General features: G+C 44.8%; 19 protein-coding genes. 9 read left to right on the top strand and 10 right to left on the bottom strand.

All coding sequences use genetic code 11. The annotated features are described in order from the left end of the window. The first annotated feature begins 80 nt into the window (after positions 1 to 80). On the top strand, positions 81 to 476 hold the full coding sequence (locus AC6H1S_RS13625) for an RNA-binding S4 domain-containing protein (protein ID WP_497563962.1): 396 nt from the start codon (positions 81 to 83) through the stop codon (positions 474 to 476). A gap of 144 nt (positions 477 to 620) precedes the next feature. Here AC6H1S_RS13625 and AC6H1S_RS13620 read toward each other — a convergent pair whose 3' ends face one another. Continuing rightward, positions 621 to 1376, bottom strand: coding sequence for an EcsC family protein (locus tag AC6H1S_RS13620; protein WP_497563961.1), 756 nt, complete (start codon positions 1374 to 1376; stop codon positions 621 to 623). Between the two features lie 142 nt (positions 1377 to 1518). On the opposite strand from AC6H1S_RS13620, the gene AC6H1S_RS13615 reads away from it, so the two are divergent. The 6 genes from AC6H1S_RS13615 to AC6H1S_RS13590 all read left to right on the top strand — a co-directional run bounded on the left by AC6H1S_RS13615 (position 1519) and on the right by AC6H1S_RS13590 (position 13717). After that, positions 1519 to 3441, top strand: coding sequence for a TlpA family protein disulfide reductase (locus AC6H1S_RS13615; RefSeq protein ID WP_497563960.1), 1923 nt, complete (start codon positions 1519 to 1521; stop codon positions 3439 to 3441). A 351-nt stretch (positions 3442 to 3792) separates the two neighbouring features. Then, a complete protein-coding gene (locus AC6H1S_RS13610) occupies positions 3793 to 4875 on the top strand; it encodes an efflux RND transporter periplasmic adaptor subunit (protein ID WP_199139439.1) in 1083 nt (360 codons plus the stop codon). A 23-nt stretch (positions 4876 to 4898) separates the two neighbouring features. Beyond that, the gene (locus AC6H1S_RS13605; RefSeq protein ID WP_497563959.1) at positions 4899 to 8078 is read left to right on the top strand and encodes an efflux RND transporter permease subunit; all 3180 of its coding nucleotides are present in this window, start codon (positions 4899 to 4901) and stop codon (positions 8076 to 8078) included. After that, entirely contained in the window at positions 8062 to 9495 is a 1434-nt protein-coding gene (locus tag AC6H1S_RS13600; RefSeq protein WP_497563958.1) for a TolC family protein, read from the top strand. The genes AC6H1S_RS13605 and AC6H1S_RS13600 overlap by 17 nt, the downstream gene beginning before the upstream one ends. Before the next feature lie 200 nt (positions 9496 to 9695). Continuing rightward, complete coding sequence (locus AC6H1S_RS13595; protein WP_497563957.1) at positions 9696 to 11615, top strand: TlpA family protein disulfide reductase; 1920 nt, start codon at positions 9696 to 9698, stop codon at positions 11613 to 11615. 137 nt (positions 11616 to 11752) lie between these two features. Next, positions 11753 to 13717, top strand: a complete 1965-nt coding sequence (locus AC6H1S_RS13590) for a tetratricopeptide repeat-containing sensor histidine kinase (RefSeq protein ID WP_497563956.1) — start codon at positions 11753 to 11755, stop codon at positions 13715 to 13717. Between the two features lie 103 nt (positions 13718 to 13820). On the opposite strand, the gene AC6H1S_RS13585 is transcribed toward AC6H1S_RS13590, so the two are convergent. Continuing rightward, the gene (locus AC6H1S_RS13585) at positions 13821 to 14423 is read right to left on the bottom strand and encodes an OmpH/Skp family outer membrane protein (RefSeq protein WP_199139449.1); all 603 of its coding nucleotides are present in this window, start codon (positions 14421 to 14423) and stop codon (positions 13821 to 13823) included. Between the two features lie 315 nt (positions 14424 to 14738). On the opposite strand from AC6H1S_RS13585, the gene gyrB reads away from it, so the two are divergent. Next, on the top strand, positions 14739 to 16697 hold the full coding sequence (gene gyrB, locus AC6H1S_RS13580) for a DNA topoisomerase (ATP-hydrolyzing) subunit B (protein ID WP_199139451.1): 1959 nt from the start codon (positions 14739 to 14741) through the stop codon (positions 16695 to 16697). A gap of 110 nt (positions 16698 to 16807) precedes the next feature. On the opposite strand, the gene AC6H1S_RS13575 is transcribed toward gyrB, so the two are convergent. The 8 genes from AC6H1S_RS13575 to mdh all read right to left on the bottom strand — a co-directional run bounded on the left by AC6H1S_RS13575 (position 16808) and on the right by mdh (position 23459). After that, positions 16808 to 17734 (bottom strand): bestrophin family protein, encoded by a 927-nt coding sequence (locus tag AC6H1S_RS13575; protein WP_199139453.1) that lies wholly within the window; start codon positions 17732 to 17734, stop codon positions 16808 to 16810. A 15-nt stretch (positions 17735 to 17749) separates the two neighbouring features. Beyond that, on the bottom strand, positions 17750 to 18250 hold the full coding sequence (locus tag AC6H1S_RS13570) for a hypothetical protein (protein WP_199139454.1): 501 nt from the start codon (positions 18248 to 18250) through the stop codon (positions 17750 to 17752). 264 nt (positions 18251 to 18514) lie between these two features. After that, entirely contained in the window at positions 18515 to 19867 is a 1353-nt protein-coding gene (locus AC6H1S_RS13565; RefSeq protein ID WP_497563955.1) for a sensor histidine kinase, read from the bottom strand. Next, complete coding sequence (locus AC6H1S_RS13560; RefSeq protein WP_497563954.1) at positions 19864 to 20544, bottom strand: response regulator transcription factor; 681 nt, start codon at positions 20542 to 20544, stop codon at positions 19864 to 19866. The genes AC6H1S_RS13565 and AC6H1S_RS13560 overlap by 4 nt, the downstream gene beginning before the upstream one ends. 170 nt (positions 20545 to 20714) lie before the next feature. Continuing rightward, positions 20715 to 21251: an SRPBCC family protein gene (locus AC6H1S_RS13555; RefSeq protein ID WP_497563953.1), complete on the bottom strand. Its 537-nt coding sequence runs from the start codon at positions 21249 to 21251 to the stop codon at positions 20715 to 20717. Between the two features lie 85 nt (positions 21252 to 21336). After that, the gene (locus AC6H1S_RS13550) at positions 21337 to 21990 is read right to left on the bottom strand and encodes a peptidoglycan recognition protein family protein (protein WP_233165800.1); all 654 of its coding nucleotides are present in this window, start codon (positions 21988 to 21990) and stop codon (positions 21337 to 21339) included. A 27-nt stretch (positions 21991 to 22017) separates the two neighbouring features. Beyond that, entirely contained in the window at positions 22018 to 22440 is a 423-nt protein-coding gene (locus AC6H1S_RS13545) for an aspartyl protease family protein (RefSeq protein ID WP_199139464.1), read from the bottom strand. 80 nt (positions 22441 to 22520) lie between these two features. Continuing rightward, positions 22521 to 23459 (bottom strand): malate dehydrogenase, encoded by a 939-nt coding sequence (gene mdh, locus AC6H1S_RS13540; protein WP_497563952.1) that lies wholly within the window; start codon positions 23457 to 23459, stop codon positions 22521 to 22523. 201 nt (positions 23460 to 23660) lie between these two features. On the opposite strand from mdh, the gene AC6H1S_RS13535 reads away from it, so the two are divergent. Next, entirely contained in the window at positions 23661 to 24125 is a 465-nt protein-coding gene (locus AC6H1S_RS13535; protein ID WP_497563951.1) for a lipocalin family protein, read from the top strand. Positions 24126 to 24134 lie beyond the last annotated feature (9 nt).

Genomic DNA, 24134 nt, shown 5'->3' with positions numbered 1-24134 from the left:
ATGCAAGGAGCTAACAACGGATTTATATTTTTTGTTCTGGGCAATTGTTCGTTGCGCGGTTTGCGTATTTTTGAACGTTTATGGAAGAGAAACTAAGAATAGACAAATATTTGTGGGCCATTAGGCTGTTCAAAACACGTAGCCTGGCTACCGATGCCTGCAAGGCAGGGCGTATCAAGCTCAACGGACAGAATATCAAACCCTCGGCCATTGTAAAGGTGGGCGATGTTTACCAGGTATCTAAAGGCATAGAAAAGAAAATCATCGAAGTGCTGGAGCTTTCATATAACCGTACCGATGCCAAAATTGCCGTAACCAAATATAAGGACCTCACGCCGGTTGAAGAAACCCATGCCTTTAAATCGGTATTTCATGCGCCAAGCCTCAAACGCGATAGGGGAACGGGCCGCCCAACTAAAAAAGACAGACGGGAAACTGACGAATTGCTCGACAATTTTTTTGAGGAAGAGGACTAGTCGGGACTTTAGATACGGAAGTCAGGAGTTGGGAGATTGCAGGTTCATGGCTAATGGTCTAGAGTTGATCGTTCATGGGCAATAATCTATGGTTCATCCTTGGTGGCCATTGATCATCCACTTAACACTTAGAACTCACTACCTTCAACTTTTAACCTTCCACTTCCCACCTTCAACTCCTTTATCCAACACCCTCATCCGATAAGCCATCATGGCTGTTTTGCCTAGCTTTTGAAGCAACTGGTAATTGGCTACCGCACCAACCGCGGCTCCAACTACAGGAAGCAATTGTGCCATTTTGGCCAAATCAATATAGTCGCGGTATTCTTGCTGAAAGGTCTGCCAGTTGAACTGGTCGGCGCTTTCGGGCAGGATAATCAATTTGTTTTCCCAGTGCTGCATCTGCTTGAAGATATGCTGGGCACCTCTTTTACTCGAAAAAGCCAATTGAAAAATATGCAGGATGTAGAGCCGCTCGCGATAATCTTTTACATCGAAACCGTACAGCGAAGCAATTTCGAAGAGCAATTTGATTTTAATGCCGATCAGGATGGGGAAATCGGCCATGCTCATTAAAAAGCCTCCTGCGCCGGTAATGCCGCCTTCCGCCGCGCCGGTTTTGCTATACGAATCTATTTTCGCTTTGACCAGGGCCTCTCGGTGCAACAAGCTTATTTCGGGCACAGGCATTTTGGTGGTAGTGTAGGTAGAACCGAAAAGTACAGCCTTCACCATTTGCTTAATGGTAACGGTAATCGCTTTGTGTACTTTGGCTGGAATATAGTTGTTGATCTTGGTCTGTGCTTTTGTCGCCAAATTGCCCCATAGAGAGGGCTTTTTCATGAGCTCTAGCTCCCAAAATTGCAGTTCGTACCTGATCTGTTTCTCGTAGTTTTCCATGGTTAGCAGTCGATCTTCAAAAATCGTTCCCCAATTGATTAGACTACGGTTTAACAAATTATTACAACGAATATTTGGAAATGCAAAACAATAACTATAGTTTTAGTTTTTAACTAATTTTTTAGTTTTGTTAATTAGATTTATGATGAAAAAAACAGTAGCCTTATTTTTTATGATTTTTGCTTTGCTCGCGAAGGTACAGGCGCAAACCTTGAAATTTTCCAGTCTAAACCCCGAAATAGGGAAGCCGATAAGCTTCGAATACCATCCCAAGGGTGGCACGCTGGGGCAGTACTCCGACATTAAATGTGTAGCCAAGGCGTTTACGGATATCGACAACCCCAAACGCATAGCCGTTAATCTGGAGAAGATCGGTGACAGCTACAAAGGCACTTTCACGCCTACAGACTCTACGCATTTGGCACTGCTTGTTTTTTATGTTGGCGAAACGATTGACGAAAATCCGGCAGGCTACTTCACCAAATTTTACCGAAACGGGACAGCAACGCCCATGTCACTTTTGATAGAGGGCTACTTGTACGCCGGACTTGGCAACAGGTTGGTTAAGCTTAAAACAGACAATGCCAAGGCTTTTGATCGCTATGAGAAGGCTTTCCAAGCCGATCGCACGCTCAAGGAGAAATACCTAAACGAATACTTGGTTTCGCAGGGTTTGCTCAACAATGCCAAGGCGAACGAAATGGCCAGACAATACATCGGCATTTATGCCAAACGCGGCAATTCTGAAAAGAATCTCAACCAAATGGTTTCCCTTTATGCTTTTTTGAAGGATAAGAAAGCTCAAGATTCGGTAAATAAATTGGTCAGAACCAAATATCCGCTAAGTACGGTAGCACTAAAATTTACGCTCGACAGTGTTTTCAGGCTACAGGCAGATGCCTATCAGAAGGAAGCGGCTTTTAAAAAGGCCATTGCCGATTTCAAGCTCGACCTGAACAAGAGCGCCGACTTGGCTAAGATTGGCGGTGCCATTAACCGGATGGGCATAGCGTTTATCAGTACAAAAAACAGTCAAAAAGTGGAAGAATTTATCGATATGAATCCATTAAAGGATACCCGGGCCATGTTTTATAACTCTTTTGCTGCGCAGAGCATCAGCACCAAAAAAGACCTCGATTTTGCCCTGAGGCTTTCTAAAAAATCATTGGATTTGATGGAAATGGTTATGCAGGAGGAAATGCCCGAGTACTTCAAGGATTATTACTATACTCAAGCAGGTTATTTAAAAGTTAGGCGTGGCTTTTATGAATCCTACAAAAATACCTACGCGGCTTTGTTGGCTGCTGCGGGCAGGGATGCGGAAGCGCTTGCCATGGTAACGGTTGCCGTAAAAGAAAATAATTATGAAAGCGTAGAACTCAATGAAAGGTATATCGACCTGTTGATCAAAAACGGAAAATCAGATCAAGTTAAGGCTTATGTTGAGCAATTTGTTAAGGCTGGAGTTTCTTCTGCAAAGCTCAAAGAAAACCTGAAAAGCGTTTACCAAGGCACTACGCCATTCGAAGCTTATTATTCGGGGTTGGAAAAAGAAGCTAGTACCCTAGAAGAAGCCAAGCTAACCAAAGAAATGATCAACATGCCGGCACCGGTTTTTACCTTAACCAACCTAAAAGGTGAAAAGGTAAGCTTAGCCAGTTTGAAAGGCAAAACCGTAATCGTTGATTTTTGGGCTACTTGGTGCGGACCTTGTCTCAATTCGTTTCCAGGTATGCAACTGGCCATCAATAAATATAAGGATGATCCCAATGTGGTGTTTTTATTTGTCAATACCTGGGAACGAGACGACGAAAGGGAAAAGCTGGTCAAAGACTGGTTTGCCACCAAAAAGTACACCTTTAACATCTTGTTTGATTCTAAAAACAAAAATAATCCCAACGAATTTGAGGTGGTTGAAGCCTACAAAGTACCTGGCATTCCTACTAAGTTTGTCATTGACGGCAAAGGCAATATCCGCTTCAAGAAAGTTGGCGCTCCCGAAACCGACGAAGGAATTGTGAGAGAATTAGATACCATGATTTCGCTGGTTAAAAACAGCCAGTAAGCTCATTATTAATTTCTTAATTACCGCATAAAAAAGCAATAGTTTCTATTGCTTTTTTTGTTATCGGCCAAACTTAATGCAATAATCCCAAACTTAGTGTAAAACATACACTTTTTGCCTTGTGTTGTTTGTCATAAAATTGCCATGTGGCATCAGGGTGGCCTAATAATATGAATTTCAACTTCATTATAACTTCATAAATCTGTAGTTATTTCGTCCCCATATTAACCAGATAGGGAATTCTAATTTATTGAAACGGAAAGGTAGCATCTGATTACAGCCTACCGGTCTCGAAAATAGATTGACCTACAGAATGAGGAAAGAAAACAAATCAGATTAACTAATAAAACAATGAAAAGAAACGTCATATGCCTCGGTTTGAGTGCTTTGATTTACGTAACAGGTTGTACGTCAAAAAAAGAAGAGAAAGAAGAAGTTGTTACTTACGCAGTTACCTCTCCCTTACAAATCGACACTTCGTTTACTAAAGAGTATGTTTCGCAGATCAAATCTGTTCGCAACATTGAGGTGAGGGCCCAAGAGAAAGGCTATTTGCAAAACATTTATGTAGATGAAGGCCAGCATGTGCGTGCCGGACAGTTGCTGTTCAGGATTATGCCTAAGCTGTTCCAGGCGGAAGTTTTAAAGGCACAGGCCGAAAAACAGGCTGCCGAAATCGAGCTTCAAAATACCAAACTCCTGACCGACAAAAATGTAGTTTCGCAAAACGAATTGGCGATGGCCAAGGCCAAACTGCAATCGGCCAATGCCGAAACCTCGTTGGCCAAGCTTCATTTGTCGTTTACCGAAATCAGGGCCCCATTTGATGGCACGATCGATCGTATTCCTTTAAAACTGGGCAGTTTGGTGGATGAGGGCGCTTTGTTGACCAGTCTTTCTGATAACAGCCAGGTTTTTGCATATTTCAACGTTTCCGAACCTGAATACCTGAGCTATCAATCGTCGGCAAAGGCAAAAAACACACAAGATGTTGGGCTGCTTTTGGCCAACAACCAATTGCTCAAATCAAAAGGCAAGGTTGAGGTGATTGAAAGCGAATTTGACAACGAAACCGGAAACATCGCCTTCAGGGCAAGGTTTAACAATACCGATAATCTGCTGAGAAATGGCGAAACCGGCAAGATACAGATGGTAGTGCCTATCAAAAATGCCTTGGTAATTCCTCAAAAAGCAACTTACGACATCCAAGATAAAACCTATGTTTTTGTGGTGGATAACCGTAACGTCGTACACTCAAGGGCGATTACTGTAACTGGCGAGCTGCCCGACCTGTACATCGTAGCCGATGGGATTAAAGCAGGAGACAAGATCTTGCTAGAAGGCGTTCAAAAGGCAAAAGACGACGATAAAATCACTTATAAGTTCCAAAATCCGCAAGAGGTGCTGAAACAGTTAAGATTAAAAGCAGAATAATTTAACCCCTTAAACTTAATCTTATGTTTGGCAAATTCATACAAAGGCCAGTCCTTTCTATAGTGATATCCCTTATTATTGTGTTTTTGGGTGCACTGGCGATTTCATACCTGCCCGTAACACAATTCCCTTCTATTTCGCCGCCAAAGGTGAACATTACCGCCGAATACCCTGGCGCCAATAACGAGTTGTTGATCAAATCGGTGGTTATTCCGCTCGAGCGTGCACTTAATGGTGTACCCGGCATGAAATACATCGCTTCTGATGCCGGTAATGATGGAGAGGCTAGTGTTCAGGTGGTGTTTAACCTAGGTACCGATCCTAACCAGGCCTCGCTTAACGTTCAGAACCGGGTAGCTGCGGTTACCAACAAGTTGCCGCCGCTGGTAGTGCGCGAGGGCGTAAAAATCAGTCGCGAAGAATCCAACATGTTGATGTACATTAACTTGTATAGCAAAGACCCAAAAATGGACGAAAACTTCCTTTACAACTATGCAGATATCAATTTGCTTTCTGAATTGAAAAGGGTTGATGGCGTAGGTTTCGCCGATATTTTGGGTAACCGCGAGTATGCCATGCGTATTTGGCTGAAGCCAGACCGTATGCAGGCCTACAAGATTTCGGCCGATGAGGTAATGAAATCCCTCGACGAGCAAAGTTTGGAAGCATCGCCAGGCAAAACCGGCGAAAGTTCGGGCAAGCGCTCACAGGCTTTTGAATATGTATTGAAATATTCGGGCAGGTTCAGCACCAAGCAAGATTATGAAAACATCGTGCTAAGAGCCAATCCCAATGGCGAATTGTTGCGCTTAAAAGATGTAGCCGATATCGAATTCGGCAGTTCGATGTACGATTTGTATTCGCACATTAACGGAAGGCCTTCGGCCGCTATCGTGCTGAAACAGTCTTATGGCAGCAATGCGAGCCAGGTAATTAAGGACGTGAAAGCGAAAATGGCCGAAATCAAAGACAGCTCCTTTCCCAAAGGCTTGGATTATGAAATCAGCTACGATGTTTCCAAGTTCCTCGATGCTTCGATAGAAAAAGTAATCCACACCTTGATTGAAGCCTTTATTTTGGTGGGCCTGGTGGTTTTCTTATTCCTTGGCGACTGGCGTTCAACGCTAATCCCGGCCATTGCAGTACCAGTATCGCTGATCGGAACCTTTGTGTTTATGCAGTTCTTCGGCATTACGCTTAACTTGATCACTTTGTTTGCCCTGGTATTGGCTATTGGGGTGGTGGTAGACGACGCGATTGTGGTAATTGAAGCGGTACACGCCAAGATGGAGCATAATCCAAAGCTTTCGCCATTGAGAGCTACACAACAGGCCCTCAGGGAAATTAGCGGAGCCATTATTGCCATTACCTTTTTAATGGCCTCGGTATTTATTCCGGTAGCCTTTATGTCGGGTCCCGTAGGTATTTTCTACAGGCAGTTCTCCATTACCATGGCTACCGCCATTATCTTGTCGGGTATTGTGGCCTTAACGCTTACGCCGGCCTTGTGTGCCATTATGTTGAAAAACACGCACGGCAAAGCCAAAAAGAAAAGCATTGTTGATAAGGCCATCGATGGTTTCAACAACTGGTTTGGCCGATTGACCGGCAGCTATGAAAAGGTATTGAACAAAGTAGTGAGCCGTCGTATATTTACTTTTGGCGCATTGGGGATATTTTGTTTGGGTATTTGGTTTTTGAATGGAAGCGTACCTACAGGATTTATCCCTAACGAGGATCAAGGCATGGTTTATGCCATTATCCAAACGCCGCCGGGCTCGACGCTCGAACGTACCAACGAGATTTCGGAGCAGCTCCAAAAAATGTCTGAAGGCATTGAAGGCGTAAAATCGGTATCATCATTGGCTGGTTACGAAATCCTGACCGAAGGTACTGGCGCAAACTCTGGAACCTGTTTGATTAACCTGAAAGACTGGCACGAACGCAAAAACTCGGCTCAGGACATTATCAACGAATTAGAGCAAAAGGCGAAGTCGATCCCAGGTGCTACCATCGAATTTTTTCAGCCACCAGCAGTACCTGGTTATGGTGCGGCAGGCGGTTTCGAACTCCGCTTGCTGGATAAAGCGGGTAGTGGCGACTATAAAAAAATGGAAACCGTAGCCAACGATTTTGTGCGCGAGCTGAACAAGCAAAAGGAACTTTCATCTGTATTTACCTTCTACAGCTCAAGTTTTCCGCAATACATGCTTAAAATAGACAATGATGTGGCGCAGCAAAAAGGCGTTACCATTGACAATGCCATGAATACCCTTTCTACTTTTGTGGGCAGTAATTACGAAACCAGTTTCATTAAATACGACCGTCAATATAAGGTAATGGTACAGGCCTTGCCACAATACAGGGCCTTGCCAGAAGATATTCTTAAGCTTTCGGTGAAGAACAGCCGCGATGAAATGGTGCCTTTCTCTGCCTTTATGCACATGGAAAGGGTGTACGGTTTGTCGGAGATTACCCGGCACAACATGTACAATGCCGCCGAAATTAGCGGACAGGCGGCGCCAGGCTACAGTTCGGGCGAAGCCATTAAAGTAATTAGCGAAGTAGCCAAGAAAACACTGCCTAGGGGCTTTGGTATCGATTGGGCTGGTATTTCTAAGGACGAGGTATCGCGTGGCAACGAAGCCATCTATATCTTCCTCATTTGTTTAGGTTTCGTTTACCTGGTGCTTGCCGCCCAATATGAGAGCTTTATCTTGCCACTTTCGGTCATCCTGTCTTTGCCTGCCGGTTTGTTTGGCGCCTTTTTGTTCCTCAAGGTATTTGGATTAGAAAACAACATCTATGCGCAGGTGGCCATGGTGATGCTCATTGGTTTGCTGGGTAAGAATGCGGTGCTGATCGTAGAATTTGCGGCGCAACGCCATAGCCAGGGAGCTTCCATCCTCAAATCGGCCCTTGAAGGTGCCAAGGTGCGTTTCCGTCCGATTTTAATGACCTCTTTCGCTTTCATTGCAGGTTTAATTCCGTTGATGATTGCCACAGGGCCCGGAAAAATCGGCAACAGGACCATCGGAACCGCGGCTGCCGGAGGCATGCTTTTCGGAACGCTTTTCGGCGTGGTTATTATTCCAGGCTTGTATTTGGTTTTTGGAAAAATAGCGGCCAGGCGCAAGCTGATCAAGATTGAAGAAGAACATCCGTTAACCGAAGAAATTGAAGACAATGTTAAGAGAAAATAGCCTAAAAGGCCTTGGCCTGGCTCTGATTTGTGTTGCTTATTCGGCCTGTAAAGTGCCAGAGTTTACGCAACGTGCCGAAAATAAAAATGTGCCAACAAGTTTTGGTACCTCAACAGATACCTTAAACAGTGCAAACATCCAATGGCGCAAGTTTTTTACCGATCCCGATTTGGTGAACCTGATTGATACGGCCTTGAAAAACAATCAGGAGCTAAATATGACCCTGCAGGAAATCGAAATTGCCAAAAACGAGGTGAGGGCCAAAAAAGGCGAGCTTTTGCCTAGCGTAAGCTATGGCGCCGGTGCCGGATTAGAAAAGGTTGGCCGTTATACCAGTTCTGGTGCGGGCGATGCTTCTACCGATATCACACCGGGCAAAGGCGTACCAGATGTATTGCCCGATTATAAATTTGGCTTACAGGCCGAATGGGAAGCCGATATCTGGCATAAATTGCGCAATTCGAAGAAAGCCGCAGTTGCCCGATACCTATCAACCGTTGAAGGCAAAAACTTTGTGGTAACCAATCTGGTGGCCGAAGTAGCCAATTCCTACTATGAGTTGTTGGCTTTGGATAACCAGTTGGATATTGTGAAAAAGAATATCGCCCTGCAAAGCAATGCTTTGGAGCTGATGAAAATCCAGAAACAAGCCACCCGCGTTACGGAGCTTGCCGTTAGGAAATTCGAAGCCGAGGTGCTGAATTCGAAAAGCATGGAATTCGATATCCAAAAAGACATTGTCAACACCGAAAATAAGATCAATTTCTTGCTGGGTCGCTTTCCGCAACCAATTCCAAGAAGCAAGGCCAACTTTACCGATTTGGTGCCACCAAGCATTCAAGAAGGGCTTCCGTCGCAATTGTTGGCCAATCGCCCCGATATTAAACAGGCGGAGCTCGACCTGGCGGCAGCGAAACTGGATGTTAAAGTGGCCAAAGCTAAGTTCTATCCTTCGCTGGGCATTTCTGCATCAATCGGTTACCAGGCTTTTAACCCTTCATATTTGCTCAGAACGCCCGAATCGATATTCTATTCGCTGGCTGCCGATCTGGCAGGGCCGCTGATCAACAAAAATGCCATCAAAGCCGATTATTTAACGGCCAATGCCAAGCAATTGCAGGCAGTTTATAATTATGAACGCAGTATTTTAAATGGCTATATCGAAGTAGCCAATCAGTTGTCTAACCTCAGCAACCTGCAAAAAAGCTACGATTTAAAAGCCAAGCAGGCCAAGGCACTCACTGAATCGATCGAGATTTCGAATGATTTGTTCAAATCGGCCAGGGCCGATTATTTCGAAGTGCTGATGACCCAGCGCGATGCCTTGGAATCGAAACTGGAACTGATCGAAACCAAAAAACAGCAACTTAATGCCGTGGTTAATATTTACCAGGCTTTGGGAGGAGGCTGGAATTAAAATACGCTGATCTCGTTTGGTCATCATCTTCGCGGCGTTGTAGTACACACACAGAGGTTTTGCTGGTGTTTATTACAGCGCCGTTTGTTTTGTTGTAACGGTTAACTTGTAGTTAATCAGCAAGAAATCGCTCAAAAATTTGGAAGTTTAAAATGCAAACTATATATTTAGTTAACCTTAAACCCTAAACCAAATTAATCATGAGAAAATTAGTTTTATCGGCGGTATTGGCCTTGACCCTGGCTGGAGCCCAGGCGCAGCACATTAAGTTTTCGCCGGCCATGCCTGTAGCCGGTCAACCTTTATCGTTCGAATATGATGCAAAAGGTGGCAACCTCGATGGTTTGGCCAATGTAAAATGCGTGGCACAGACTTTCGTAAACAAAAAACAGAAAGTAGTAAATGTAGACCTCACCAAGGAGGGTTCTGTTTACAAAGGCGATTTTACACCAGTGGATAGTACGGCCATCGTTGTGCTTACTTTTGCTGCCGATGGTACCAAAGACGATAACCCTAATGGCTATTACACGCTTTTTTACAAAGACGGTAAACCTACGGCCATGGCTTATTATTGGGAGGCGCTTTATTACAACGGTATGGGCGCTGCCTTGGCGGGCATCAAATCAGACAAAACCAAAGCCATTGCAGCCTATGAGAAAGCGTTTGACGCCGATCCGAACATGAGGGGCCCAAATATAATCAGCTATTTGGCGCTCCAGTACGGCGCAGATAAAGCCAAAGGCGAGCAAATGATCCAGCATGAACTCTTATCGCTAAATAAAGCGGCCAAAATGAGCGAAGACGACATGATTAAGACCGCTAATTTGTACACCGTGCTAAAGCGCAAATCAGCAGCAGATTCGGTTTATAATCTGATTAAAATCCAATACCCGAAGGGCAGCTATGCCTATAATAAAAGTGCCAATGCCATCTATAACGAAAAAGATGCCGTAAAAATGGAGGCCCTCCTCAAAAAGCTGACAGCCGATTTTGGCCTTGATCCCAATAAAAAGGCAGATGCAGATAAATTGGAAGGCTTTTATGCCCAAGTGGCCAGTGCGTATGGCTTGGCCAAAAACAATGAAAAATTTGAATTTTATAGCAACAAGATAAGCAACAAGATTACTTTGGCCTCCCTTTATAATACCTATGCATGGGCTGGTGCTGAAAAAAAGGAAAATATGCCTTTCAGTGCGAAAATCTCGAAAAAATCGCTCGAGCTTTTAGAGGCGGCTAAAAACGATCCCATGCCAGCTTATTATGCTTCAAAAGAAAGCTACCTCAAAGGCATAGAAGGCAATTACGCCTCTTACGCAGATACTTATGCCTTATTGCTTGATCATTTGGGCAAAAGTGAGGAAGCGTTGAAGTATCAGGAAAAAGCGGTGAATATGAACAACTTTAGCAGCCCCGATATGAATGTCCGCTTTGTTTCTTTCCTTAAAAAGAACAACAGAAATGAAGATGTGGTTAAGTACGCCGAGAGGTTTGTCAGAGAGGGCCAAGGTACCGAACAATTGAAAGCCGATCTTAAAGCGGCCTATAAAGGTGCGCAACCATTTGACGCCTATTATGGTTCCTTAGAAAAAGAAGCTATGGCCAAAGAAAGAGCCAAGTTTGAAAAAGAAATGATCAACAGGCCAGCGCCGGCATTCGCCCTGATGAATTTAAAGGGAGAAAAAGTTTCGCTGGCCAGTCTTAAAGGCAAGGTAGTTATTGTCGATTACTGGGCAACCTGGTGCGGCCCTTGCGTGGCCTCTTTCCCAGGCATGCAAAAAGCCGTTGATAAGTACAAAAACAATCCTAACGTGGTATTCTTGTTTGTCAATACTTGGCAAAACGAAGATAACAGGGAAAAGGTAGTGAAAGACTTTATGGCCGGCACAACTTATACCTTTAATGTGTTGTTCGATACCAAAAACAAGCAGGATCCCAGCAGGTTCGATGTTATAGATAGCTACAATTTAAACGGCGACGGAATCCCGCAGAAATATATCATTGATGGCAACGGAAACATCCGGTTTAAAAAAGTTGGTTTTTCGGGCAGCGCCGATGGAACAGTCAAAGAACTCGACATGATGATAGAATTGGCCAAAGGAGCCTCGCAGAACAGCAAATAAGTGTAAAAAAGCCCCAGAATCCTGGGGCTTTTTTTTTGGCCAATATCCCCTTTTCCAATTGCAGGTTTAGCCGGGGCTTGAAAAATCCACGAAAACCAGTATTTTAATTTCCTTATCAATTATTCAAATTTGTAGTAATGAGGAATCTTTTTATTGTACTGGCCCTGGTATTGGTGTCGTTTTTGCCGGCAACGGCACAATTTCCTTTTACCAGAAAATATAATGCCGATACGCTCGAAAATGCACTTAAAAAGGCAGGATCTGACGAGGAAAAGGCCCGTCTCAACTGCTTGCTGTCTCTGTACTGGTCGCTTAGCGATACGGCAAAGGCCAAGCCTTACCTACAGCAGGCCATGAAGCTCGGCCGGGTTTCTCCTTTTCTCCGGTCGGTTTATCCTTATTGCCAAGCCTATATCTGCTGGGATACCGATCAGGCGCGCAGCGAAACGCTTTTTATGCAGGTAAGCCAAAACCTGGCGCGCTTCAAAAGCCCGGAAGCCTTCTTTTTAAGGGCCAAAAGCCTGCGTAATTATGCCTTGCACCAACAGGCCAAAGACAATGCCAAGGGCTACGTAAACGCTTTGCTTAAGGCTATCCCGCTGGCAAAACAGAGTAACGACAGTACCCTAATCGGTATGTTGCACCAAGATGTAGCCATGACTTTCATGAACGGTGGGCAGTTTGAAAAATCGGCCGAGTATTATCAAACGGCCATTGCCTATTACAACAACACGAAAACACCTTACACCGATTTGGTCAAGGCTTATGCATTGCTGGTAGAGAACTATGCCTATGCCGGCAAGAACCTGGAAGAGGCCAAGCCCATCTTGGCCAAAATCGGTAAAATTTTAAAAGGGAAGCCCATCACTGTAGCCAGTGCCGAATATGACCTGGCCGCGGGCATGTATTATAGGGCGGTTAAAGACTATGCCAACAGCTTGAAAAAATTCGATGAAGGCATACAGGCGGCCAAAAGCCTTCAGGATGCCTACATGCTCAAGCAAATGTCTTATCAGAAATATTTCATTTACCAAGAACAGCGCAACTACAAGGCCGCCTTGGCGGTGCTCTTCGATTTCATGAAGGCTGAACCCAAGCTGTCAATCCACAACCGGCAACGGGTTTATTTCGATCTTGCTGAAACCTATGCCGGAATGGGGCAAATGCCCGAGGCCTATCAATGGCTCAAGCAATATTCGACCATTAGAGACAGTGTTTTCGATGCCAGCCTTAAACAGGAAATAGGGGCCATGGAAGTGAAGTTCAAAAATGTAGAGAACAAGAAAAAAATAGCCGAGCTCGAAGCCGAGAAAAAAGAAGCAGGTCTCAAAGCCAAGAACAATCGTCTGTTTAGTTGGCTGTTGGGCATGGGTTGCCTGGCCTTGGCTTGTGTAGCGCTGTTTGCCTATCAGCTTTACCGGAAGAACAAAAAGCTGGCAGCCCAACAGTTGAAGGAAATAGAGCAGCAGCAAGCCTTAAAACTAACACAAGCCATGCTGCAGGGCGAAGAACGTGAAAGGGGGAGGGTGGCCCGCGACCTGCACGATGGCATAGGGGGTCTTTTGGCCGGGATTAAAATCAATCTTTCAAGACAATCGAAAATGGAAAAACAGCAAAGCCTTGACGGAATAATCTTGCAGATAGATCACTCTGTAACAGAACTGCGCAGGATTGCCCGCAACATGATGCCTGAGAGCCTGCTGAAGGTAGGCCTGGAAGCGGCCTTGCGCGATCTTTGCGAATCGTTGGCCACTACCGAAGCGCCAATCGAGTTTCAGGCTTATGGGATCAGCAAACAACTGCCGGCAGTAACACAAGCCAATATCTACAGAATTGTACAGGAAATTTTGTCGAATGCCGTACGCCATGCCGAGGCTTCGAAAATCATGCTGCAATGCAGCCAGCACGAAAGCGTTTTCCTGATCGATGTAGAAGACAATGGCAAAGGCTTTGATACATCGGTAAGTTCAACCGGAGGCATGGGTTTCGATAACATCAACAATCGTGTGGCTTATCTTAAAGGCAGTTTAGCCATTACATCGAATATTGGCCAAGGTACGGCAGTTCACATCGAGCTCCATACCGGCGAATCGCGTGGTTAAATAAGCCAGCAACAGCAACCGTATGGCGTGTTTTGACTTGTACAATGTTCCAATAAAAAAGCCCCGAACAACCGGGGCTTTTTAAGATTTATAGCTTTTTTGCTTATTTTTTGTCTTTGGTGTAAGCTTCGTTCAGTCCTTTTAAAACTTCGCTGGTTACATCAAGGCTTTCGTCGGCAAACAAGATGGCGCTGTTGCCTTTGGCATAAGTCAACACCATTTTATAGCCTTTGGTTTTGGCATAGCCTTTCAAGAAATCGGCTACCTTGTTGTAAAGGGCTTCTTGCTCTTTAGCCTGCTCGTTTTGCAAAGCGGCACCGGCATTTTGTTGGTAGGCTTGCAGTTCTTGTTGCTTGCGGCCCAAACGTTGCTCGGTGGCTGCTCTTTGGTCGGCCGACAATGTGCCTTGCTGTTGCTGGTATTGTTGTACTTCGCGTTGGAAAGCCTGTTGCTTAGCTGTTAAATCGGTTTCAGCCGCTTTGCCTTTGGTTTCCATTTTGGTTTTAAGGTCTTTAAAGTATTCGTATTTGGTCAGCAACGAATCAGAATTCACATAAACGATTTTGTCTTCAGCGGTTACCGAAGCGGTGCTGGTTTTTGCTGGAGTGGTTTCGGTTTTGTTTTCTTTATTTCCGCAAGCGGCCATTACAGAAACAAGTGCCGTTGCCGTAAGTAGGCTGCCTAGTTTTAAAGTTGTTATTTTCATCTATAATTAATTTGTTTTTCAATGCTTGCGAAGCTTGCCCAAACCGGTGCAGGTTTCGTGTTGTTTTTTAGTTTTTAAGGGTATCTTTAGGTTTGAACGCGGTTGATTTACACTTTATTACCTCTCTTTTTCTTTTCCTTGCCCGAGGTTCAAATCTGCTAAATTTTAGCAAATATAAAAATCAAAACCGACTATCCTAAAAACAAGCTTTTTTTAATCGTTTTTATGTGATTTTAACACGCAAATAGTTATCCACATCTGCCTTAATTCGGCAAAAAATCGTTATTTTTGATTCTTTAAGTATTAAACAAAATTATGAGCGAAGAAAAAGATCCAAAGTCAAATTATTCGGCAGATAATATACAGGTTTTAGAAGGTTTAGAAGCTGTTCGAAAGCGTCCTTCCATGTATATTGGTGATACTGGGGTTAAGGGTTTGCACCACTTGGTTTACGAGGTGGTAGACAACTCTATTGACGAGGCGTTGGCAGGCTACTGTACAGACATTTTTGTCACCATTCATAAAGGCAACTCAATTACCGTAGAAGATAATGGCCGTGGTATTCCAACCGGCATCAATACCAAAGAAGGCAAATCGGCCTTGGAAATCGTAATGACGGTTTTGCATGCCGGTGGTAAATTCGATAAGGACACCTACAAAGTATCGGGTGGTTTGCACGGTGTGGGGGTAAGCTGCGTTAACGCGCTGTCTGTCCACGTCAAAACCGTGGTGCACCGCGAAGGCAAAATCTTTACCCAAGAGTACGAAAGGGGTAAGCCTTTGTTTGACGTCAAAGAAATCGGGGTTTCTGACAAAACCGGTACGATTCAAACGTTCCAGCCAGATGCCGAAATATTTACCCAAACTACCGAATACCGTTACGATACCTTGGCTAGCCGTTTGCGCGAGTTGGCCTTTCTCAACAAGGGCATCAGCCTTACGCTAACCGACGAGCGCGAAACCAACGAAGATGGTTCTTACCTGTCGGAGGTTTTCAAATCTGAAGGCGGTTTAAAAGAGTTTGTCCAGTTTTTGGATGGCACCCGCCCGTCGCTAATTCCCGAGCCAATTTATGTAGAAGGTATTAAAAGCGGCATTCCGGTTGAGTTGGCCATGCAATACAACGACAGCTACTCGGAAAACGTACACTCTTATGTAAACAACATCAATACCCACGAAGGTGGTACCCATATCGCAGGTTTTAGGCGCGGCTTAACCCGTACCTTAAAAGCTTATGCCGAGAAATCGGGATTGCTGAAAAACGTAAAATTCGAAATCACCGGCGACGACTTTAGGGAAGGCTTAACCGCTGTAGTTTCGGTAAAGGTACAAGAGCCTCAATTTGAAGGGCAGACCAAAACCAAATTAGGTAACTCTGAGGTAATGGGTGCGGTTGATGTGGCCGTTGGCGAAGCATTGGGCAATTATTTGGAAGAAAATCCGAAAGAAGCCAAAATGATCGTTAACAAGGTTATTTTAGCGGCTACAGCCCGCGCGGCAGCCCGTAAGGCTCGCGAAATGGTACAGCGCAAAAGCGTCATGGGTGGTTCTGGTTTGCCAGGCAAACTGGCCGACTGTTCTGATTCTGATCCGGAAAGATGCGAATTATACCTGGTAGAGGGCGACTCGGCGGGTGGTACCGCCAAGCAAGGCCGCGACCGTAATTTCCAGGCTATTCTGCCCTTAAAAGGAAAGATCCTGAACGTAGAAAAAGCCATGGAGCACAAAATCTACGAAAACGACGAGATCAAGAACATGTTTACCGCCTTGGGCGTAAGCATCGGTACCGAAGACGACGACAAGGCCCTGAACCTGACCAAGCTTCGCTACCACAAAATTATCATCATGACGGATGCTGATATCGACGGATCGCACATTACTACGCTGATCCTCACTTTCTTCTTCCGCTACATGAAGAGCTTGATCGAAGCCGGTTATGTATATATCGCTGCGCCGCCGCTTTACCAGGTTAAAAAAGGTAAGGATTTTGAATATTGCTGGAACGATCAGCAACGCGATGCTGCGGTGCAACGTTTAAAAGGTGCCGGTAAGGAAGAAAGCGTTCATATCCAACGTTACAAAGGTTTGGGAGAGATGAACGCCGAACAGCTGTGGGAAACTACGCTGAACCCGGCAACCCGTACGCTGTTAAAAGCGACCATCGAAAATGCAGCCGAGTGCGACCATACTTTCTCTATGCTGATGGGCGACGAAGTTGCACCACGTAGGGAATTTATCGAACGCAATGCGAAATATGCGAAGATTGATGCCTAGGAATTAATCAATAGCCCATAGGCTACAGCCATAAAAATTGAACCCTCCTTGCCAAAGCTTGGAGGGTTCGTTGTTTATTAGGAGTAAAGAATGTGGCGTTGTTGGTTGTGCTACAAGATATAGTAAGAGCCAATCGGAGCCATTTCGGCATGTGGCTTGTCTTCGTACAGCTTGTGGTCGTCGAGCATTTGGCAGAGGTCTTTTTCAATGTTTCTGCAAATGGTGGTGGTTGGCGTATCGGTAGGCTTGTTCTCGAATGGGTCTTGCAGGTGAACGGCCATCTTTTCTACCAAGAGGAAGAAAGTAGCAATGGCAATAACCACCGGAACCTCCATGTAGCCAAAATACTCGATCAGGCCAAAGGGCAACAATACAATGAACAAATGGATAGACATGTTGATGTACTTGCTGTAGGTGACCGGAAAAATGGTATTCTTGATCCTTTCCGATCCGCCCATGTGGTTACACAATGCCGTTAGGGTTTTGTCTATCTCAATCTGTTGGTACTGATTGATCCAGCCTTCTATCAGTGCCTTTTTCAAATCCATGGCATGCAGTTCGAGCAGGGCCACCGTTACGTTGCGCTGCTTTTTAATAAACTGCAGCTCTTCCTTGTCCAAGTATCTTTCCAGCCCCTTGGCAGCGCTTTGCCCCCTCAAACCTTGGCTTAAGGCAAAACACCAGGCAATTTGGCGCTTGATGAAACGGTTCTTGAAACGTTCAATCTCATCAAGCCCATAGGGATTGTCTACGAAAGAAAGGATCTGACGGGCCAGCGACCTCGAATCGTTTACAATGGCACCCCAAAGAATGCGGGCTTCCCACCACCTGTCGTAAGCCTGGTTTGACCTGAAGGCCAACAAAAGGGATATGATGGTACCCAAAAGTGCTGGAACAGCCACAGGAATGGAGATGCGCGTAACATGGAAGTTTTCGTAAAGCACCACGATGCCAATCGAATAACTGATGACAAAAATGAGCTCTTTTTTAATCTTTCCAAAAATGTAGGTAAAGGGAATATTGTTTCGTAACAGCATAAAAATTAAGTTTAATTAGATACTACTTACCGCTTTAACGGTTTCTTGAGGCATCCTGGTTTCAAATAAATTGTCGCCAATGGCGATATCGGTAATGTTCAGTTCAAATACCCTGCATCCAGCACGCATGATCAGGTAGTTGGGATCGATGCTGTATTTGTTGATGGGGCAAAAATCGTAGTCCTGCGGATAGGCAATGGCATCAACCTGCAAAGCCTCCAGCAAATTCTTAAAGGCTACCAAGGTGCTGCCATAAAAATACTCGATGCCGATTCGGCCAATCTTCGAACCGTACTTTTGCTTGTAATGGTCCATTTTTTGATAAAAGGCATCGCTTACATGCTCATAGTCTCGGCTTCTTCTGCTCAGCATCAGCATGTCGGTAATCGAATCAGACAGTTTAAAGGCATGCAGGAAAATAATGTTGAGCTCGTTACAGTTCTGCGTCAACAGAAAGGCATCAATAATTTTGGTGCTTTCTGGATTGAAATCGGTTGGGACCAATAAAGTTTTCATGGTTTTTATCTTGTTTAAGTGATCGAATGCTTAATTGATACAAGATTAGCCCTCAAAAATTATAGCCGTATAAGAGCGAGATTAGAATGAGATTAGAATTTAAGCTAAAAGGAGAAAGAAGGAGAATTGGAGTAGAAAAAAATCGCTTTGTAGCATAATCTCTAGCCAGTTAACAGTTTCCAATTTCCAGTCCAGTTTCCGGTTCGCCGTTGACAATCAATCATCTAATCAACCAACCATCTAATCAACTAATGAACCAATGCACTAAGTAATCGGTAAAATGACCTTGATGGTGGTGCCGATGCCTACTTGCGATTGGATGGCGATGCTGCCTCTGTGCAGGCGGATGATATTGAGCGAAAGGGGCAAGCCTACGCCATAGCCCTTAAAATTGGAAGTATTGGAAGCCCTGTAAAATGGTTCGAAAATATGCTGGATGTCGTCTTGAGGTATGCCAATGCCCTGATCGGCAATGGAAATTGACAGCAAGTGGCCATTGCTTTCGAGGCTAACCAGCACTGGCTTGTTGTCTGAATATTTACAGGCATTGCTCACAATATTGGTAATGGCCAATTTAATGAGGTTTTTGTTAGCTTTTAAGGTAAGCGCCTCCTCATTGGCCGGCAGTTTGCTAAAATCGATTTCTATCTTGCTTTCAGGATGTACCTGTTGCACTGCATCCTTGGCCTCCCAAACCAGTTCGTCCATCCTTACTTCTTCGCGTGGCTGTACCTTGCCGTTAAAGCCCGATTGCGCCAATCCCAACAAACTGGTTAAGATATGCTCAAGCCTTTCGGCCTCGTCTTTAATTTTGTTGAGGGCCAGCTCCTGTGGAGGGGAGTTGTTGAAGGTTTTCAAGGCCAGCTCCACTTCGCCACTGATGATGGTTAACGGCGTACGCAGTTCGTGCGAAGCATTGCTGATGAAGTTGTTTTGGGTCTCAAAAGCCGTTTCGAGCCTGTTGAGCATGTTGTTAAAAGTTTGGGCCAATTGCGACATCTCGTCGGTTCCCTGTTTCACGTCGAGCCTTAAATGTAGGTTTTCGGCCTTGATTTTCTTGACGCTTTTAATCACTTTACGCAAAGGATCGAGCATATAGTTGGAAAACTTCCAGCCCACCACAAACGAAAGCACAATAGAAAGAAAGAAGCCTGCGAAAAGGATTTTTTGCAGGTCTTTCAGTTCCCTAAAACCAAAAGGATCGGTGGCCGAAATAATAACGATATAATCCTTGCCATTGCTTTTAAAGCGCTTGCCGGCATAAAAATAGTTTTCTTCACGGTAGCGCGCCATTTTGCCCGCATTGAGTTTGTCGTAAAAGCTTTGGGGCAGCTTAAGCTGGGCATTAATTAGCTCCTTTTGGCTTTCCTCAATCACCAATTCCCGCTCCGATGGCAAGCGTTCCAGGTATTGGTTACGCATCTTGGCATAGGCACTATTGTTTTCGTCGTGGAATAATTTGATTTGAGCGGCAATATTTACCCGGGCTTCCAGGCGTTTGTAGAAATCTTCGAAGGCAAATTCGTTCGAAAAATACCAAACAAAACCACTCAGCAAAGAAATGATAATGGCCGATAGGATTGCAAAAAGCAAGGTGATTTTTTTGGCAATGCTCATGTGCTCTCCTTTAAAACATAGCCCAGGCCTACTGCCGTATGGATTAATTTTTGCGAAGCATCTTTGTCTATCTTCTTGCGCAGGTAGTTCACGTAAACATCAACTACGTTGGTGCCCAGGTTAAAATCGATGTCCCATACGTTTTCGAGGATATCGATACGCGACAGGATTTTCGATTTGTTTTTGGCCATGTACTCCAACAAACGGTATTCGGTAGCGGTAAGGTTGATTTCGTTTTGGTTGCGCTTCACGGTTTTGGCGCTCAGGTTCAATTGCAGATCGGCAATGTTGATGATTTGGTCTTGGTTGGCCTGGCCACCGTAGCGCCTCAGCAAGGTGCGGATCCTGGCAAAAAGCTCGGCAAACTTAAAAGGCTTTACCAAGTAGTCGTCGGCACCATTGTCAAGACCTTTGACTACGTTTTCGGTACTGCCCAAAGCCGTAAGCATGATAATCGGAACGTTGGGTTTGGCTTTTTTAATGAGTTTACAGAGCTCCAGTCCGTTAATGCCAGGTAGCATAATATCCAGTATAACCAGGTCGAAATGGTGATTTACCGCCATATCCAGCCCAATTTGTCCATCTGGTGCCACACTAACCGCAAAGCCTTCGTCTGCTAATCCCCTCGAAACTACAGATACTACGTTAGGCTCGTCTTCAACAAGTAGTAAATTCATCAGGGGGCAAATAATCTAAAAATCGGTAAATAACAAAATCTATGCGCCATTGTTTATGCAATTAAGTGTCTTTTTAACGCAAATCAGACATTTTTGTTTGGCTGGTGCATAAAAAAAGGCCCTTGGGTTGTTTACCAAAGGACCTTTATGGCTTGAAGCATCAAAAAATGCTATTCTCCTTTTTCAGATTTTTCTTTCAAAGACTGAAGGCCGCTTTCAAAGTCTTTGCCAATCATTTTGTCCATGCTTACAAATACGCACATCCATTTGCTGATCAGGTTGTTTTCGCCACTCATGGTCCAGGTTACTTTTTGGCCTGTTCCTTCGGGCTGGATTTCGAATTTGGTATCGGCCACGCTTTCAAAAGGCTTGATGAATTTCAACTCGATATCAACCAGTTTAGCAGGCTCGGCTTTGACGATTTTCATTTGGCCGGTTCCGGTTTCCTTGCCCTCCCAGGCATAAAGCTGTCCGGGTTGTGCCACGGGGCCGCTTACGGTAACTTTGGCGCTGGGTTCCATTTTTGACCATGGGTTCCATTTGGTAAACTGGTTAAAATCGGCAATATTCTTATAAATTACACTGTCAGGTGCGTTAATTACCGTAGTTCGGCTTACGCTGTAGGTTTTTGGCAAGAATAGGCCGCCAACAAGAAAGATAATGATCAGGATGGCTATAATGGCCACTAAGACTTTTAAAAATTTCATATTCAAAATTTGTTTGGTTTACTTAAAGTTAAGGATAATGCTTTTTAATATGCAAGCTTTTCAAACCTTATTTTAGGCCAGTTTGTTAATGTGCCGGCGCACCCTTTAAATGCAGGTCATGCAGGGCAATCCTGATGTTTTTCATGAAAATACGGCCCGGATCGGTCTTGTCAGAGTGATAATAGGGGTCGGTTTCGCGCCATAGTGGCGTATTTTTGAACCAGGTATGCTCGTAATGCCCGATCAGGTATTGGATAGGGTACCTTTGGCAAAGGTAGCGCACCAACTGCTCGTTTGCTTTCAACTGGGCGGTGGTAAGCGGATATTTATTGCTGCCTACGTTCTCTATGCCAATGGCGCAATAATTAAGGCCGATAACGTGGCGGGCAAAAACGGTATCGGGCAAAAGCTGGTAGATGCTGCCATTGCGGTCAACCAGGTAATGCGCCGAAACGTTCAGCTTGCTGGCGCCTGCTATTGCCCTGCGCGAACTTGGCAAAACGGAAGGATTGAAAGCGTTGAAAGCGCCCATTAAGCTCCTGGAAGCCGTCCAGTGCAACACAATCATTTTGGGTTTGATGGCTGGCGTTTTTTGAACCAGGTTGTGCCTTTTTTTGAGGTAGGCCAACGAAAGTTCGGTTCGCAACTGATCGAATACAACGGGTTTTTGAATAATCTTGGGTTGCTGGCCGAAAGTTAAAAGCGGACAGAGGCTACAAAAAAGTAAGAATCTTCTCATCAAATGCATGTCAAACCCGGGCGTGGCTTATTTGTAAAATCTCAATAGCTTCTTTTGGTAATCTATTTTGGCATGGTAGGCCATTAGAATATCGCCGCCAATAATAGCAGCAATGGCAGGATGGCCCAATTGCAGGTAGGTATCGTTTACGCCTTGCAGGTCGAGGGCAACACCTGCATACGATTTGAGGGTGAGCGCTCCGATTTTAAGTTGGGGAATAACACCAAGCAGCGTGGTTGAAGTACTGAAAATAGTAGCCGCTTGGGTTTCTTCGTTTACCGTAAGGTCGATAATGTTTTTTTCCATCAGGCCCTTGTCGAATACGCTTCGAGAGGCACCGGTATCTACCACGGCAAATTGCTTTTCGCCAAAAACAACAATTTCCACCAAAAGGTGGAAACCGTCGTCTTGTAAATTGATTAAGGTTAAAGGAACTGTTAGGGTTCTCATGTAGCTTGTTTATCATCCGGGTCAAGAAACTTGTGAGGATAAATTCCTCCTTCCGCCAGAACGACAAATGTTTATAAAATTTAAATCAAATTCATTTCGGCCAATACGTTGTTCATGTTGCGAACGGCATCGGCGCTTTTGTTAAACGCGGCTTGTTCGGCATCGTTTAGCTGATAATCGATAATTTTTTCCCAACCATTGCGACCTACAATTACCGGAACGCCCAGGCAGATGTCTTTTTGGCCGTACTCGCCATCTAAGGCTACGCAGCAGGTGAATAATTTTTTCTCGTCGCGTACAATGGCTTCTACCAAAGCTGCGCCAGCCGCACCCGGGGCATACCAAGCCGAAGTGCCCAACAAACCGGTTAAGGTTGCGCCGCCTACCATGGTATCGGCCGCTACCTTGGCCAAGGTGGCCTCATCCAGCAAATCGCTAACCGGCAAACTTTGGTAGGTTGCATAACGGGTTAATGGAATCATGGTGGTGTCGCCATGGCCGCCAATTACAAAGCCTTGCAAATCGTTCGAGTTGCAGCCCAAAGCTACGCTTAAATAATATTTGAAACGTGAGCTGTCTAAAGTGCCTCCCATGCCAATGATACGGTTTTTAGGCAATCCCAACGATTTTAGCGCCAGGTAGGTCATGGTATCCATCGGGTTGCTGATCACCACGATAATGGCGTCAGGAGAATATTTAAGGATGTTTTCGGCTACGCCTTTTACAATGCCCGCATTAATGCCGATCAGCTCTTCGCGGGTCATCCCCGGTTTGCGAGGCAGGCCCGAGGTAATTACGGCTACTGCCGAACCAGCCGTTTGGCTATAGTCGTTGGTTACGCCTTTGATTTTGGTGTCGAAACCCAATAAAGTGGCTGTTTGCATCATGTCAATAGCTTTGCCCTCGGCAAATCCTTCCTTGATGTCTAACAATACCAGTTCTTCGGCTAATTCTTTTCTTGCAATGTTATCTGCACAGGTGGCCCCAACGGCGCCAGCACCTACTACCGTTATCTTCATTTTAATTTATATTTTGGATAGAAAATGTTTATATGCCGAAGTTATAGAATTGTGGCAGTTTAAAAAAGGCTTTCGCGAATTTTAGTTTTCAGCTGACAGTTGCCATCTCATTCTGCCCTTGGTCTTTTACACAGGCTAGGTTAAAGAAACCTCAGGTCTGATTTGACCAAACATTTTTCAGGGTCAAACGGTTAAATGGATATGGAAAATGCAGCAACACATCAGCCAATTAACCGGATCGACTATTCGGCCTATGCCGGAAAATGGTATTCGTTATATTCTATTCCAACCTTGCTAGACAAGCATTGGAAGCAGACTATCGAAAATTATACTTTGGTAGATGATGAGCATTTTGATGTGCTTACTACCTATCATAAGGACGGAAAGCCGGAAGAGAAATCAATCCGGTCGAAGCTGTTTTTCAGTGTTCATAAGCCAGATGGCGATATGAAGGCGCAGTTTTGGTGGCCCTTTAAAATTGGTTATTGGGTAATCGAACTGGCCGACGACTACAGTTACGTCGTGGTTGGGCATCCAGACCAAAAATACCTTTTCATTATGGGGCGCGAACCTCGCATAGACGAAGACCTGCTAGCCGACATCATAGCACGTTGCCAGGAAATGGGTTACGATACCGATAAATTGGTGAGCCAGGAGCATGCCTAAGCCTGTTGT

This window comes from Pedobacter sp. TM02 (assembly GCF_059705275.1).
The sequence above is the reverse complement of the archived record's forward strand: the minus strand, read 5'-3'. Positions and strand labels throughout refer to the sequence as shown.